This window comes from Arthrobacter sp. BF1, assembly GCF_056680215.1.
In genome coordinates, this window is sequence record NZ_CM155271.1 from 3,560,013 (window position 1) to 3,572,276 (window position 12,264).

At 66.0% G+C, this 12,264-nt stretch carries 14 protein-coding genes; 9 read left to right on the plus strand and 5 right to left on the minus strand.

Features of this window, described 5'->3' with window-relative positions; genetic code table 11:
• Positions 1-37 precede the first annotated feature (37 nt).
• Positions 38-496, minus strand: coding sequence for a hypothetical protein (locus AC1MCD_RS16725; RefSeq protein WP_498673435.1), 459 nt, complete (start codon positions 494-496; stop codon positions 38-40).
• Positions 497-926: 430 nt separating this feature from the next.
• On the opposite strand from AC1MCD_RS16725, the gene AC1MCD_RS16730 reads away from it, so the two are divergent.
• Positions 927-1,670: a GAF and ANTAR domain-containing protein gene (locus tag AC1MCD_RS16730; protein WP_498678391.1), complete on the plus strand. Its 744-nt coding sequence runs from the start codon at positions 927-929 to the stop codon at positions 1,668-1,670.
• A gap of 21 nt (positions 1,671-1,691) precedes the next feature.
• On the opposite strand, the gene AC1MCD_RS16735 is transcribed toward AC1MCD_RS16730, so the two are convergent.
• On the minus strand, positions 1,692-2,234 hold the full coding sequence (locus tag AC1MCD_RS16735; protein WP_498673437.1) for a DUF488 domain-containing protein: 543 nt from the start codon (positions 2,232-2,234) through the stop codon (positions 1,692-1,694).
• A 61-nt stretch (positions 2,235-2,295) separates the two neighbouring features.
• On the opposite strand from AC1MCD_RS16735, the gene AC1MCD_RS16740 reads away from it, so the two are divergent.
• The 3 genes from AC1MCD_RS16740 (at position 2,296) to AC1MCD_RS16750 (ending at position 4,913) form a co-directional block, all read left to right on the plus strand.
• Complete coding sequence (locus AC1MCD_RS16740) at positions 2,296-2,730, plus strand: response regulator transcription factor (RefSeq protein ID WP_498673438.1); 435 nt, start codon at positions 2,296-2,298, stop codon at positions 2,728-2,730.
• 92 nt (positions 2,731-2,822) lie between these two features.
• Positions 2,823-3,803, plus strand: a complete 981-nt coding sequence (locus tag AC1MCD_RS16745) for a phosphodiester glycosidase family protein (protein ID WP_498673440.1) — start codon at positions 2,823-2,825, stop codon at positions 3,801-3,803.
• 9 nt (positions 3,804-3,812) lie between these two features.
• Positions 3,813-4,913 (plus strand): GtrA family protein, encoded by a 1,101-nt coding sequence (locus tag AC1MCD_RS16750; RefSeq protein WP_498673441.1) that lies wholly within the window; start codon positions 3,813-3,815, stop codon positions 4,911-4,913.
• Here AC1MCD_RS16750 and AC1MCD_RS16755 read toward each other — a convergent pair.
• A complete protein-coding gene (locus AC1MCD_RS16755; RefSeq protein ID WP_498673443.1) occupies positions 4,862-5,368 on the minus strand; it encodes a methyltransferase family protein in 507 nt (168 codons plus the stop codon). The two genes, AC1MCD_RS16750 and AC1MCD_RS16755, sit on opposite strands and share 52 nt — an antisense overlap.
• A gap of 57 nt (positions 5,369-5,425) precedes the next feature.
• The gene (locus AC1MCD_RS16760; RefSeq protein ID WP_498673445.1) at positions 5,426-6,178 is read right to left on the minus strand and encodes a lytic transglycosylase domain-containing protein; all 753 of its coding nucleotides are present in this window, start codon (positions 6,176-6,178) and stop codon (positions 5,426-5,428) included.
• A 168-nt stretch (positions 6,179-6,346) separates the two neighbouring features.
• On the opposite strand from AC1MCD_RS16760, the gene AC1MCD_RS16765 reads away from it, so the two are divergent.
• From AC1MCD_RS16765 to AC1MCD_RS16785, 5 genes are all read left to right on the plus strand, one after another.
• Positions 6,347-7,072 carry a DUF4956 domain-containing protein gene (locus AC1MCD_RS16765; protein WP_498673447.1) on the plus strand — a complete coding sequence of 242 codons (726 nt, stop codon included), beginning with the start codon at positions 6,347-6,349 and terminating at the stop codon, positions 7,070-7,072.
• Positions 7,069-7,857, plus strand: a complete 789-nt coding sequence (locus AC1MCD_RS16770; RefSeq protein WP_498673448.1) for a polyphosphate polymerase domain-containing protein — start codon at positions 7,069-7,071, stop codon at positions 7,855-7,857. The genes AC1MCD_RS16765 and AC1MCD_RS16770 overlap by 4 nt, the downstream gene beginning before the upstream one ends.
• Before the next feature lie 47 nt (positions 7,858-7,904).
• Positions 7,905-9,527 carry a carbohydrate-binding domain-containing protein gene (locus tag AC1MCD_RS16775; RefSeq protein ID WP_498673449.1) on the plus strand — a complete coding sequence of 541 codons (1,623 nt, stop codon included), beginning with the start codon at positions 7,905-7,907 and terminating at the stop codon, positions 9,525-9,527.
• Positions 9,528-9,785: 258 nt separating this feature from the next.
• A complete protein-coding gene (locus AC1MCD_RS16780) occupies positions 9,786-9,983 on the plus strand; it encodes a hypothetical protein (protein ID WP_190992063.1) in 198 nt (65 codons plus the stop codon).
• A gap of 108 nt (positions 9,984-10,091) precedes the next feature.
• The gene (locus AC1MCD_RS16785; protein ID WP_498673453.1) at positions 10,092-10,928 is read left to right on the plus strand and encodes an alpha/beta fold hydrolase; all 837 of its coding nucleotides are present in this window, start codon (positions 10,092-10,094) and stop codon (positions 10,926-10,928) included.
• Between the two features lie 21 nt (positions 10,929-10,949).
• On the opposite strand, the gene AC1MCD_RS16790 is transcribed toward AC1MCD_RS16785, so the two are convergent.
• Positions 10,950-12,230, minus strand: coding sequence for an MFS transporter (locus tag AC1MCD_RS16790; RefSeq protein WP_498673456.1), 1,281 nt, complete (start codon positions 12,228-12,230; stop codon positions 10,950-10,952).
• Positions 12,231-12,264: the final 34 nt, after the last annotated feature.

Genomic DNA, 12,264 nt, shown 5'->3' on the forward strand with positions numbered 1-12,264 from the left:
GGGAAGACTCTGACACCTTCCCGCCGGCGAAGTTTGGTTAGACGCTGCCGACGGTGATGGTGATGATCGCGCTCTTGCAGGCACTCTGGTCGATCGTCGGGCTGTCGTTGAACGTCAGGGTTCCGGCGCCCACCTGGGTGCCCAGAGCTTGCTTCGCGACGGTGGTGTTGCTGGTGACGGCAGTGACGTCGAACCAGCCCGCATCACAGCCTGCGATATTGGTGGTCACGCTCGCGGTCAGTTCCCCCACCTTGGTGCTGGTAGTGGTGCTGGGGTTGTCTGCCGTGTAGGTAACCACCTTGGAGGACCCCGGGACGAGTCCATCGGTGAAGATGGAGTGCAGGACGACCGTGCCGCCGCCTGCCGAGTTGGTTGCGGTGCCTGAACCTGTACCGACGGTGGTCCAGTAGGCGTAGGCAGCGCTGCCGCCGCCGGCTACCAGGGCCAGTGCTCCGGCGGCTGCCAGGACCTTGTTCTTCTTTGTCATTTTGCGCATGGCTGAGACTCCTTTGGCTGGGGATTCGAGAGTGATGGTGAGACGCACAGCCATGGGGAACCACGATGGGAACTTGCTTCCGGCTGATCGATGACGCCCATACTTCCCGGTGCAGAATCTTCAAACAACGCGTAGCGGTACTGGACTTTCTGTCACCGCCGAAGAAGGTACTTCTTGGTTTAGCGTCGGACTACTCAGGTTTGACTGGTGCCGCAGAAGCCCAAAACCAAGTAGTTTGCAGCACCCGGCAGACGGCCCGAAAGTGACGTTTGCAGTGGCCAGAGCTGTATATACTTCTGGTTATCGGTTTAGCAGCAGGCCGTTGGACAGTTCGTCGATCCAGCGATCCCCGCCACCCCCAGGCCGTCATGGCAGGAGGGGCGGCGGCATTGCCGGACCGACTTGACCTGAGCGAATGGCACCAAGAACCGTGGCCGGCGAGTCGACAGCAAACACAGCTACATCCATCACCAATCACCTGCACGAGGAACTCCTCAACGGCTCCGATGTTGAGGAGTTTTTGGCCGAGCTCGCGCGGGTCTCCGCGCGCAACCTGTGCGAGCCCGGTGACGAAGTGCTGTGCGGCATCACGCTTCTCCGCCACCGGAAGGCCGCCACCGTGGCCAGCAGCGGTGATGCTGCCCAGGTGATCCGCCAGATCGAATACGAGTCAAGCGACAGCCCGGGCATAACCGCCTCCGAGAGTCAATTGACTGTCCACATCCCCGATCTGGAACGGGAGGACCGCTGGCCCGACTATGCACAAGCAGTTCTGGGCCACGGCATCCAGTCAGTCCTGGCCATTCCCTTCCAGCTGGAAGGGGAAACCAAAGCCACCCTGCTCCTGTATTCGCATCGCACCGGCCGCTTTGAGGGCCGCATCCTCGAAATGGCCGAGGACTTTGCCCGCCAAACGTCCCTGGCCCTGCGGCTTGCCGTGCGTTTCGCGCATTACAGCGAGACCGCCGCCCACCTGCGTGCCACCCTCGAGAGCCGCACGGTCATTGACATGGCAGTGGGCATCATCATGGCCCAGAACCGATGCAGCCAGCAGGAGGCCTTCGGTCTCCTCAAAGCCGCCTCCAGCACCCGCAATTCGAAGCTGCACACCGTGGCCGCGGCCGTGGTCAACGCCCTAGGGCACGGGCCGGCGGAGACCCACTACGACGAGTAGACGGCTGCCGCGCCGGCAGCGCTACGTCCCGGCGTCGTAAACCAGTTCGGTCCCGTTGACGCGTACGCCAGAGGTGGGCTGGTGGGGCGTCAGTTTTCCACCGGGCATCAGGTGCAGTACGTTCACCTGGTCGAGCAATACGGCGTGGTCAGAGATCAGCCTGCGATGGCACCGCCACCACACGGTCTCGCTGCACATGATGGCCACGGCCTGTTCCGCTGCCTGGGCCAGCAACTCGTCAAGAGCCAGCGAAAATTCAGGCGACCGCATGTACGCCGCGTAGGCCCTGAACGAATCGTTGCGCAGGGCTACGTCCGGGGAGTCCGGCGGAAGCTTGCGGAAGCCGCCGAGCCTCTTCTCCCAGCGGTAGGACACCCCGGCCGCGGGCAGCCACTCCGCCAGCAGGTCTTTGCCGAACTGCGGAAACTTGCGGCTGCCGGGGGCGATGCGGACATCCACCAAGGATTGGACTCCGGCGGTGGCCAGCAGTGCGTTGAAGTCCTCCCGGCTGGCAGTTCCGTGGCCCACCGTCATAAGCTGCGGGTGTTGCGCGGAAGGCGTCATACTAGCGATTCTCCACCCACCCAGCCCGTACACTGGTTGGAAGCTGGCTCTGGGGGCTTTTATGGAAACTCAACAAGTCTGCCTCGTCATCGAGGACGACGACGATATCCGCGGGCTGATCACCGTAGTACTGACCCGTGCGGGCTTTGCCGTGCGCGAAGTTGCCACCGGCGCCGAGGGCATCGCGGCCGCGGCGGACCCCAGCATCTCCCTCATCACCCTGGACCTTGGCTTGCCGGACATGGACGGCCACGTGGTTGCCCGCGCAATCCGCGCCCTGAGCACGGCTCCCCTGCTGTTCCTGACCGCCCGGTCCGAACAGGATGACATCCTGGCCGGCATGGCCTCGGGGGCTGCCGATTACCTGACCAAGCCGTTCCACCCCAAGGAACTGCGGGACGTAGCCCTGCGGCTCTGCCCCGTGGGTGTGGGCCCGGTGATCGTCGCCAGCGAGGACGGCACCAGCCAGGACCCTGCCCCCTGCCAGCCCCGCTAGGCGGCCCGGCGGCCTGGCAAGAATCAGGCTTTCACAGGCGGGGCACATCTCCGGCAAATCCCGGCGCTAGCTTGACTGCCTAGAACTGAGGAATGACTCCTCCCAACAGCACTCAACGCAAAGGCAGCCGCATACGGCGAGCCATCGTCGCCGGGGCAGTTGCCCTCACCCTTTCTGCTGGAGGTGCCACGGCCTGGGCGCTGGACCGCTTTGTGGTCCAGCACGTGGAAATCTCCGATGTCTCCGCCTATGAGGCCAGCCAGGCCACGACGGCGGAAACCGCCACCGATTCGAGCGGCAGCATCGCAGTCACCACCGCGGTCACCACCGATACCTCGTACACGTCCGACAGTTCCGGTATCAACATCTCCACGGTGACCACAGGCAGCGGCGACAGCACCGTCACCTACTACGTCGCCGACGTCGTCCTTAACGACGCCACCACCCTGCAGTCCGCCTTTGCCAACAACAGTTTCGGCGAAAACATCACCGAAACCACGTCCGCCATCGCCGAGGCAAACAATGCCGTCTTCGCCATTAACGGCGACTACTACGGCTTCCGCGACACCGGCATCGTGATCCGCAACGGCGTGGTGTTCCGCGACGAGGGTGCCCGCCAGGGCCTGGCCTTCTACCGCGACGGCACCGTCAAGGTTTACGACGAAACCGCCACCACAGCTGAACAGCTCCTGGCCGACGGCGCCTGGAATACCCTCTCCTTCGGCCCGTCCCTGCTGGACAACGGCGAGGTGGCCCAGGGCATCGAAGACGTGGAGGTGGACACCAACTTCGGCAACCACTCCATCCAGGGCGAACAGCCGCGCACCGCCGTCGGAATCATCGACGAAAACCACCTGGTATTCGTGGTGGTGGACGGCCGCAGCCCTGGCTACAGCGCGGGCGTCACCATGACCGGCCTGGCTGACATCATGCAGGGCCTCGGCGCCACGACGGCTTACAACATCGACGGCGGCGGGTCCTCCACCATGTATTTCAACGGTTCGTTGGTGAACAACCCGCTCGGTGAGAACAAGGAACGCGGCACCTCCGATATCCTCTACATCGCGGACTAGGTGAAGGTCATGATCATCCTGATCCCGGCCTACGAGCCGGACCACCAGCTGCCCGCCCTGGTCCGTTCCATCCGTGACGCCGAGCCGTGGGCCACTGTGGTGGTGGTCGATGACGGGAGCGGTCCGGAGTACAAGGATGTGTTCGACGGCGTCAATGCACTTGGGTGCCACGTCATCGGGTACGCGCGCAACCGGGGAAAAGGCTTCGCACTGAAGACCGGCTTCGGGTTCATCGCAGACCATATCCCGGGCCGGAACGTGGTCTGTGCGGACAGCGACGGCCAGCACACCATAGTGGACATCCTGCGTGTGGCGGCCGCGGTGCAACCCGGCCTACCGGCCATGGTGCTGGGAACCCGCAACTTCACCGGCAAGGTTCCGGCCCGCAGCAGGTTCGGCAACAGCGTCTCCCGGCTGCTGTTCAGGCTGGTCACCGGCGAGCGCATTTCCGACACCCAGACCGGCCTCCGCGGCTACCCGGCGTCCATGCTCCCGTGGCTGCGCTCCGTCCGCGGCGAGCGTTACGAGTACGAGCTGAACCTGCTGCTGGAAGCCAAGCAGGCCGGGTATGCGACCAGCAGTGTGGACATCGCCACTGTCTATCTGGACCACAACTCCGGATCGCACTTCCGGCCGGTGGCGGATTCGGTCCGCATCTACGCTCCCCTGCTGAAGTTCCTGGCGTCCTCGTTCGTCGCGTTTCTCGTGGACACCGTGGTGTTCCTGCTCCTGACCTTGGTCACCGATTCGCTGCTGGTAGCCGTGGTGGAGGCCCGGGCCGTGAGCTCCGCCGTGAACTTCCTGGTGAACCGCCGGATGGTGTTCGAGCACGGCAGGGACAAGCCGGCTGCCGCAACCGGGGTGCGGTACTTCGGCCTGGTGCTGGTCCTTCTCGCCGCCAACTTTGGGCTGATCTCCGCCCTGGATGCACTGTCTGTGGCAGCCCTGCCGGCAAAGATCCTCGCCGAAATGACCCTCCTGACCGTCAGCTACGTGGTGCAGCAGCGCGTTCTCTTCGCCGGGAACGCAACTGATTCCTCGGGGCGGAATGCGGACAATCACACCTTGGACCTGAGCCGCGGCCACCACCCCGGGACGTTGCGCCGGTAGGCGAGGTACTGCTCGCCGTAGGTGCGGGTGAGGGTCGGTTCCTCGTAGCCTTTCACGAACGCGACCATCGCGGCGAGGGCGATCATGGCGTAGAGCACGAGCCCCCAACTACCGACCAGCAGCGCCTGGCCGAGGATGATGGCGAGCACCGCGAGGTACATCGGATTGCGCACGTATCGGTAGGCCCCCGTCACCACAAGCGTTTCCGTCGGAGCGACCGGGGCGGGTGTCCCGCGGTGCAGGGCGAACAGCGCGAAGGCGTGCAGGAGGAAAGCCGTCCCGGCAGCGATCGCGATCCAGGCAATCGGCACGAGCATCCAAGCCGCGCCGCCCCAGTCGTGCCACCGCCAGCCGGAAATGAGCCACGGGATCAGGGCCGCGACAACACCGGGCGCGAGGAAGAGGAAAACGATCGTCCCGATCCACGCGCGTGCGGGCGAGGCTGCCTGGACCATACGCGTCAGACTAGCCCGTTCCGTTCCCCCGCGCGACGGCTCAGTAGAACCTTGGGCTTACCCGGCGGTGCCCGTCTTCTCGGCGTAGGCGGTGGCCCGGTTGCGTACCTGGGCCACATAGGAATCGGACTGGTTGTAGGCGTGGATGGCTTCAGTCCATCCGTTCGCGGTGGTGAGGTCACGGCCTTTGGCGCATAGATAGCCGGCCGCGCTGAGGGCGGCATCATCAATGTTGAAGGGATCCGCTACTCCATCACCATTCCCGTCCCGTCCTGCAAGCTCCCAGGTGGAGGGAATGAACTGCATGGGTCCGACGGCGCGGTCCCAGCGGGCGTCGCCATCCAGGACGCCGTCGTCCGTATCTGCGATGGCGGCAAATCCGTTGCCGTTCAGGCTCGGGCCCACAAGCGGTCCGCTGGCCTGCCCCGCGGGGCTCAGGCTTCCGCCGCCGAAAGTCCCATGGGCGGATTCGACGAATCCGATCGCCGCCACCGTATTCCAGCCGATCCCACACCCCGGAGTGGAATGGTTGGCCGCGCCGGCCGCCGCCGCGTAAGCGCGAAGCGCACGGGCAGGAATACCGGTCTGCGCGGCAGCCTGGTTGAGCCACTGCGCGTCAGCGTTCGCAGTGATGTTCACGGCGGGGGTAATGCCGGCAGAGGGCGTTTCGAGTTTCGTCTCGGACCGCGGCGGAGGAGGGAGGGCCCCGCGCGAGTCCGCGCCGGCCTGTCCGAGTGCCCAGAAAGACCCTGCGGTGAGGACGCAGATCGCGAACACGCAGAAAACCGCAAGGCGTTTTAGTCGGAGCACGGGATTGATCCTATCGAGCGAAGACCGCTAAGGACGCCGGCCGTCCCGGGAAACAGCAGGTGAACGCCCTGCCAACACTCATATTCGGGCCTAGGTTCCGTCACAGCACCCGCACAGCCGGCCCGCGGATCGTAGAGAACAGCCCACCAACAGATTCCGGAGAATCCGATGACTTCGCTCATTTTTATCGCTGCAGACCTTGCGGCCATCAGCATCCTCACGTTCGTCCTCTACCTCCGCCGCCACCGGCGCCGTGACCTGGTGGTGTCCTACCTGGGCATGAACGTGGGCGTCCTGGCAGTGGCCACCGCGCTGTCCGGCTCCGCAGCCGGCCTGGGACTGGGCCTTGGCCTCTTCGGCGTCCTGTCCATCATCCGGCTCCGTTCCACCGAACTGTCCCAGCACGAGGTGGCCTACTACTTCTCAGCGCTGGCCCTCGGCCTGATCGCCGGCCTCGGCATTGAACCCATCTGGCTGACCGCCTCGCTGATGGGCCTGATCCTGCTGGTGATGTTTGTGGGTGACCACCCCCGCGTACTGCCCGCCCACCGGCACCAGACGGTGATCCTGGACCGCGCCCTGGCGGAGGACGGCGAACTGTACGCCCGGCTCGAGGAAGTACTGCACGGCAGGGTCCACTCCGCCACCGTCCAGGAACTGGACCTGGTCAACGACAAAACCATCGTGGATGTCCGCTATGCCTACAACCCCCGCACCGTCCAGCCAGCAGCCCCCGCCACCATGCCAGCCATCACGACGGCGGCACCCCGGCATGCGGTACCGGCACCTCCGGTGCCGTTCCCCGCAGAGGCACCGGTGCCGACGTCGTCCGCTCCCGCCCACACTCCTGTCCGTGTGTCGGATACCGTCCACGCCCCGGCCGGTGCGGCATGAACGCCTCGGCTGGCACCGGCGTTGTACGCGGCCTTCGGGGACTGCCCGCGGTGGGCCTGGAGGAGCTGAACTCTGAGGCCGCGCTGCAGACCCGGGTGGACCGTAAATACGTGGTCCCCGAGTCGCTGGCCCAGCAGCTTCTGGCAACCTTCGACGCCGGGGTCCGGGTCCTGGAGATGGGTGGCTCCCGCTGCTTCGCCTACGACTCCGTGTACTTCGACACCGCCGGTCTGGACAGTTACCTGCTGGCCGCCCATGGCCGACGCCGCCGCTACAAGATCCGCACCCGGACCTATGTGGACAGCGCCATCAGTTTCCTGGAGGTCAAGACCGAAGGCGCCCGCGAAGCAACGGTCAAGGAACGCATCCCGTATGAGCTCAGGGACCGCTCCCGCCTGACGTCCGAAGGCCTGGATTACATCCACGAAACTCTGGCCGCGGCGGTGGGCAGCGTGCCTGACAGTCCGCTGGAACCGGTGCTTGAGACCCGCTACCACCGCACCACGCTCTACCTGGCGGAATCTGGCAGCCGCGCCACGATCGATACCGATGTCACCTGGCAGCGCCCCGGCGAGGAGTCCTGGGTGCTCGACGGCGCGGTGATCCTCGAAACCAAGTCCGGCTCGGCGTCCGGCCCGCTCGACCGGCACCTCTGGGCCCACGGCGTGCGGCCCTCCAGGATCTCCAAGTTCGCCACCGGGATGGCAGCCCTTTGCCCCGACTTGCCGGCCAACCGTTGGAACCGCACGCTCCGCCGCACCATGACCCTCCGGCCCGCGGCCTGACTTTCCCTCCCCACACACTTCTCCCCCACACATCAAAGGAACACACCATGAACCGCTTCCGCACAGCCCTGTCCGTTACCGCCCTCGTCCTTACCGTCGGCCTGGCGGGCTGCGCCTCGGCCGGAACCGCCGGCACCGGAACGTCCATCACCGGGACCACCTCCGCCGGCTCCTCCACCAGCAACTCCTCCACCACGGCCGGCACCGCCCAGGCGGCCGTCTCCCTGGACACGCTCTCCGAAGACACGCACTACGACGCCGACGACCTCACCTGGGATGCGGCCGCCGAAGTAGCCGTGACCCTGGCGGACGGCGCCAGTAAGGTAGCCTCCGGCACGTCGTCGGACGCTGTAAAGGTCGACGGCGACACCGTCACCATCAGCGCGGCCGGCACCTACCGCCTGAGCGGGTCGCTGTCCGACGGCCAGGTGGTGGTGGCCGCCGGCGAGGAGGACGTTGTGCGCATCATCCTGGACGGCGCCGACGTCACCAGCTCCACGGGTTCGCCGTTTGTGGTGCAGAGCGCCAATGAAGCCATCGTGGTCCTGGAAGATGGCACGTCCAACTCGCTCAGCGACGCCTCCACCTATGCGGACACCGCCGCTGACGCCCCGAACGCGGCGCTCTATTCCAAGGCCGATCTCACCATCGCCGGCACCGGCTCCCTGAGCGTGAAGGGCAACTTCAACGACGGCATCTCCTCCAAGGACGGTCTGGTGCTGGCCGCCGGCAACGTGACCGTGGAGGCCACTGACGACGGCATCGTGGGCAAGGACTACGCGGTCCTCCTCGACGGCGCCTACCAGGTCACCGCCGGTGACTACGGCTTCAAGTCCGACAACGACGAGGACGAAGGCCGCGGCTGGGTCCTCATCAACGGCGGCACCCTGAACGTCAGCGCGGCCGATGACGGCGTCAAGGCCTTCAACACGCTCACCATCGCCGCAGGCGCCACCACGGTGGCCAAGTCCGAAGAGGGGCTCGAGGCCCAGCACATCGTGATCTCCGGCGGAACAACCAACGTCACCGCGAACGACGACGGCGTGAACGCCTCGGGCGGGGCGTCCACCTCCGCGTCCGGCGGCGGTATGGGTGGCGGCATGGGCGGGGGCGGCGGAGAGACCGTGGGCGACTACACGGTGGACGTCACCGGCGGCTCACTGACCATCAACGCCCAGGGCGATGGCCTGGACTCCAACGGCAACGCCAGCATCTCCGGAGGCACCGTCGTCGTCAACGGCCCCACCAACTCAGGCAACGGAGCCCTGGACGTCAACGGCGAACTGACCGTCACCGGCGGCACCGTGGCGGCGGCCGGAAGTGTGGGCATGGTTGTCACGCCGGGCGCCTCCTCCACGCAGTCCGGCGTGCAGGTGACGCTCGGATCATCGGTTCCGGCCGGCACCGTGGTGCAGATCGCTGACTCCAGCGGCACTGTGGTGGCCGCCTTCGTGACCATCAAGGCGACGGCGTCGCTCGTGTTCTCGTCCGCCGCGATCACCGACGGCGAGGAGTACACCGTCTACACCGGTGGCACGGCCACGGTCAGCGCCGGCCTCGGCGAAGGCTCCCTGGACGGCGCCGACCAGGTGGGCACGGTAACAGCCGGCGAATACACCGCAGCCCAGGGCCCCGGCGGCGGCGGCGGATTCGGCGGCCCCCGCCCCTGACCCGCCCCACCCCAACACCGCCCCCTTCAGACCCTCTCTCACTTAATGCGGGTTTTTTCCAAACGCTCTCTCACCTAACGCGGGTTATTGGGCGGCGCTCTCTCACTCTCTTCAAGAAAGTGAGAGAACGATTGGGATTTTTCCGCATTAAGTGAGACAGCGTCCGGGGTGGGGGAAACGGCGGTGTCGGTGCTGTATCGATTTCGGATAACGGCGCATACTTGAACGCACAGGCGGCCACGGCCATGGGAGGACACCATGAAGTTTCTCGGAGCACTGATTGTCATCTGGCTGATCATCGGCGGAATCGCCGCCTGGCAGCGCGGCTACTTCGGCGGCGCCCCCGGAACCTGCGCCCAGGCGGGTACGGTGGCAGTGACCATCGTGGCGGGTCCCCTGAACTACATGGGCGTCAATCCCAAGATTGAGTGCGAACTGCCCCAGCCCTCCCAGTAGCCCCGCCCTTGGAGCCGCGCCGGGTGTTCCCTAGAGTAGGGAATGCCGGGCGCGGCTTTGTGCGTTCTGCCGTGAACCTGATTCCGAACCCTCGAAAGGACCGCCCTGATGGCCTACGTAACCGTTGGAACCGAGAACAGCACAGACATTGAGCTTTACTACGAGGATCACGGGAGCGGACAGCCGGTGGTACTGATCCACGGCTACCCGCTGGACGGTGCTTCCTGGGAGAAGCAGACCACCGCGCTCCTGGCGGCCGGTTTCCGGGTCATCACCTACGACCGCCGGGGGTTCGGCAAGTCCAGCAAGACCACCGAGGGCTACGACTATGACACCTTCGCCGCCGACCTCGACACCCTCCTGACCGCCCTGGACCTGAACGATGCCGCACTGGTGGGCTTCTCGATGGGCACCGGCGAAGTGGCCCGGTACATCAGCACCTACGGATCGGCCCGGGTTGCCCGCGCAGTCTTCCTGGGATCGCTGGAGCCCTTCGTCCTGAAGACCGACGACAATCCCGACGGCGTTCCGCAGGATGTCTTTGACGGACTCACCGGAGCCGCCACGGCAGACCCGTACGCGTTCCTGAGGGAGTTCTTTAAGAACTTCTACAACACCGACACCTTCCTGGGCACCCCGCGCCTGAGCCAGGAAGCAGTGGATGCCAGCTGGAATGTCGCGGCCGCCGCAGGAGCGACCGCCCTGGTCGCAGCCCAGCCCACCTGGCTGACCGACTTCCGGGCAGACATCCCCAAGATCGATGTTCCCGCCCTGATCGTGCACGGCACGGAGGACAACATCCTGCCCATCGACGTGACCGGCCGCCGGTTCACCAAGGCGCTGCCCAGCGCCGAGTATGTGGAGATCGACGGCGCGCCGCACGGCATGCTGTGGACGCACGCCGCGGAGGTCAACGAAGCCCTGCTCGCCTTCCTGAAGAAGTAGCAGGCTTCGGCCGAAGGGCGCTCAGCCCGCGGAGATGTGGTCCGCCCTGCGCATTCGCACTGCAACGAGGACGCCGGACGCTGCCGTCAAGGCGGCGACAGCGCCCACGGCAGCCGGAATGCCGTAGGCATCGGCTATGACCCCGGAGAGGAGTGCACCGACGGCGAACCCGCCGTCGCGCCACAGCCGGTAGATGCCCACGGAGCGTGCCCGCCACTTCGGGTGGGCGACGTCGCCGATCGCCGCGAGCAGGGTGGGGTAGACCATGGCCGTGCCGGCACCGAGCAGCATGACAGAGGCCAGCCAGATCCCGAAGTCCGTGCCGACGGCCACCATTGCCAGCGCGGAGGCCTGGACGATCATGCCGGAGACGATGAGTGGTTTTCGCCCGATCCGGTCTGAGAGAGCACCCGTGATCAGCTGTCCGGCGCCCCAGACGGCCGGATAGGCGGCGGCGAGGACGCCAATGCGTTCAATGCTGAGCCCCGCGGTGGCGAAGAGGACCGGGAACAGGCCCCAAGCGAGTCCGTCGTTGAGGTTGTTCACCATGCCGGCCTGGCTGACGGCGGACAGTGAGCGGTCGCGGAAGCTGGTCAAGGTGAAGACCTCACGGCTGCTCAGTCCGGCGTGGGTTCCGGTGTGGACCGGGACATGGCTGGCAGCCTCCGCGCGGGCATGGTGATGTGTTTCGCGGACAGTCAGTACTGACAGTCCAAGTCCCACGGCGATGAACGCGGCTCCCAGCAGGAAAGGCCCCGGGCGTAACCCGTAGGTGGAAGCGATGTAGCCGGTGGCGAGCGCCGTGCCGGCCACGCCAAGGTAGCCCGCTGCCTCGTTCAGGCCCATGGCCAGGCCGCGGCGTTCGGGCCCTACGAGGTCCATCTTCATCATGACGGTGGTGGACCAGGTCAGGCCCTGGCTGATGCCCAGGACCACGTTGGCGGCGACGATCCAGCCCCACGACGGCCCGAAGATCAGCAGGAACGGGACCGGGAGGGCCACGAGCCAGCCGGCCACCAGGACAGGTTTGCGGCCGTAGCGGTCCGACAGGGTGCCGGCGAAGTAGTTGGTGGCTGCTTTCGCCACCCCGAACGCCAGGATATAGGTCAGGGCGCTGGTGTAGAGGTCAAGCTGAAAGACCTGCCCGGCGAGCAGCGGCAGCACCGTGCGTTCCTGGCCCAGGGTGCCGCCCACCAACGCGTTGACGGCGACGAGCAGCAGGAACTGCGCCAGGTTCTGGCGCAGACCGAGCACCGCACCGGTTGGACCGGTGGCGTGGCCGGGGAGTGTTTTGCCGGGCATTCAGGGCGCTCCGCTCGTTCGTGGTGGGACAAAA

Coding starts and splice junctions, on each gene's coding strand:
- AC1MCD_RS16735 (WP_498673437.1), bottom strand. CDS start 2,234: ATGACGCCTTCCGCGCAACACCCGCAGCTTATGACGGTGGGCCACGGA.
- AC1MCD_RS16745 (WP_498673440.1), top strand. CDS start 2,823: ATGACTCCTCCCAACAGCACTCAACGCAAAGGCAGCCGCATACGGCGA.
- AC1MCD_RS16780 (WP_190992063.1), top strand. CDS start 9,786: ATGAAGTTTCTCGGAGCACTGATTGTCATCTGGCTGATCATCGGCGGA.
- AC1MCD_RS16785 (WP_498673453.1), top strand. CDS start 10,092: ATGGCCTACGTAACCGTTGGAACCGAGAACAGCACAGACATTGAGCTT.
- AC1MCD_RS16740 (WP_498673438.1), top strand. CDS start 2,296: ATGGAAACTCAACAAGTCTGCCTCGTCATCGAGGACGACGACGATATC.
- AC1MCD_RS16725 (WP_498673435.1), bottom strand. CDS start 496: ATGCGCAAAATGACAAAGAAGAACAAGGTCCTGGCAGCCGCCGGAGCA.
- AC1MCD_RS16770 (WP_498673448.1), top strand. CDS start 7,069: ATGAACGCCTCGGCTGGCACCGGCGTTGTACGCGGCCTTCGGGGACTG.
- AC1MCD_RS16750 (WP_498673441.1), top strand. CDS start 3,813: ATGATCATCCTGATCCCGGCCTACGAGCCGGACCACCAGCTGCCCGCC.
- AC1MCD_RS16755 (WP_498673443.1), bottom strand. CDS start 5,368: ATGGTCCAGGCAGCCTCGCCCGCACGCGCGTGGATCGGGACGATCGTT.
- AC1MCD_RS16765 (WP_498673447.1), top strand. CDS start 6,347: ATGACTTCGCTCATTTTTATCGCTGCAGACCTTGCGGCCATCAGCATC.
- AC1MCD_RS16790 (WP_498673456.1), bottom strand. CDS start 12,230: ATGCCCGGCAAAACACTCCCCGGCCACGCCACCGGTCCAACCGGTGCG.
- AC1MCD_RS16775 (WP_498673449.1), top strand. CDS start 7,905: ATGAACCGCTTCCGCACAGCCCTGTCCGTTACCGCCCTCGTCCTTACC.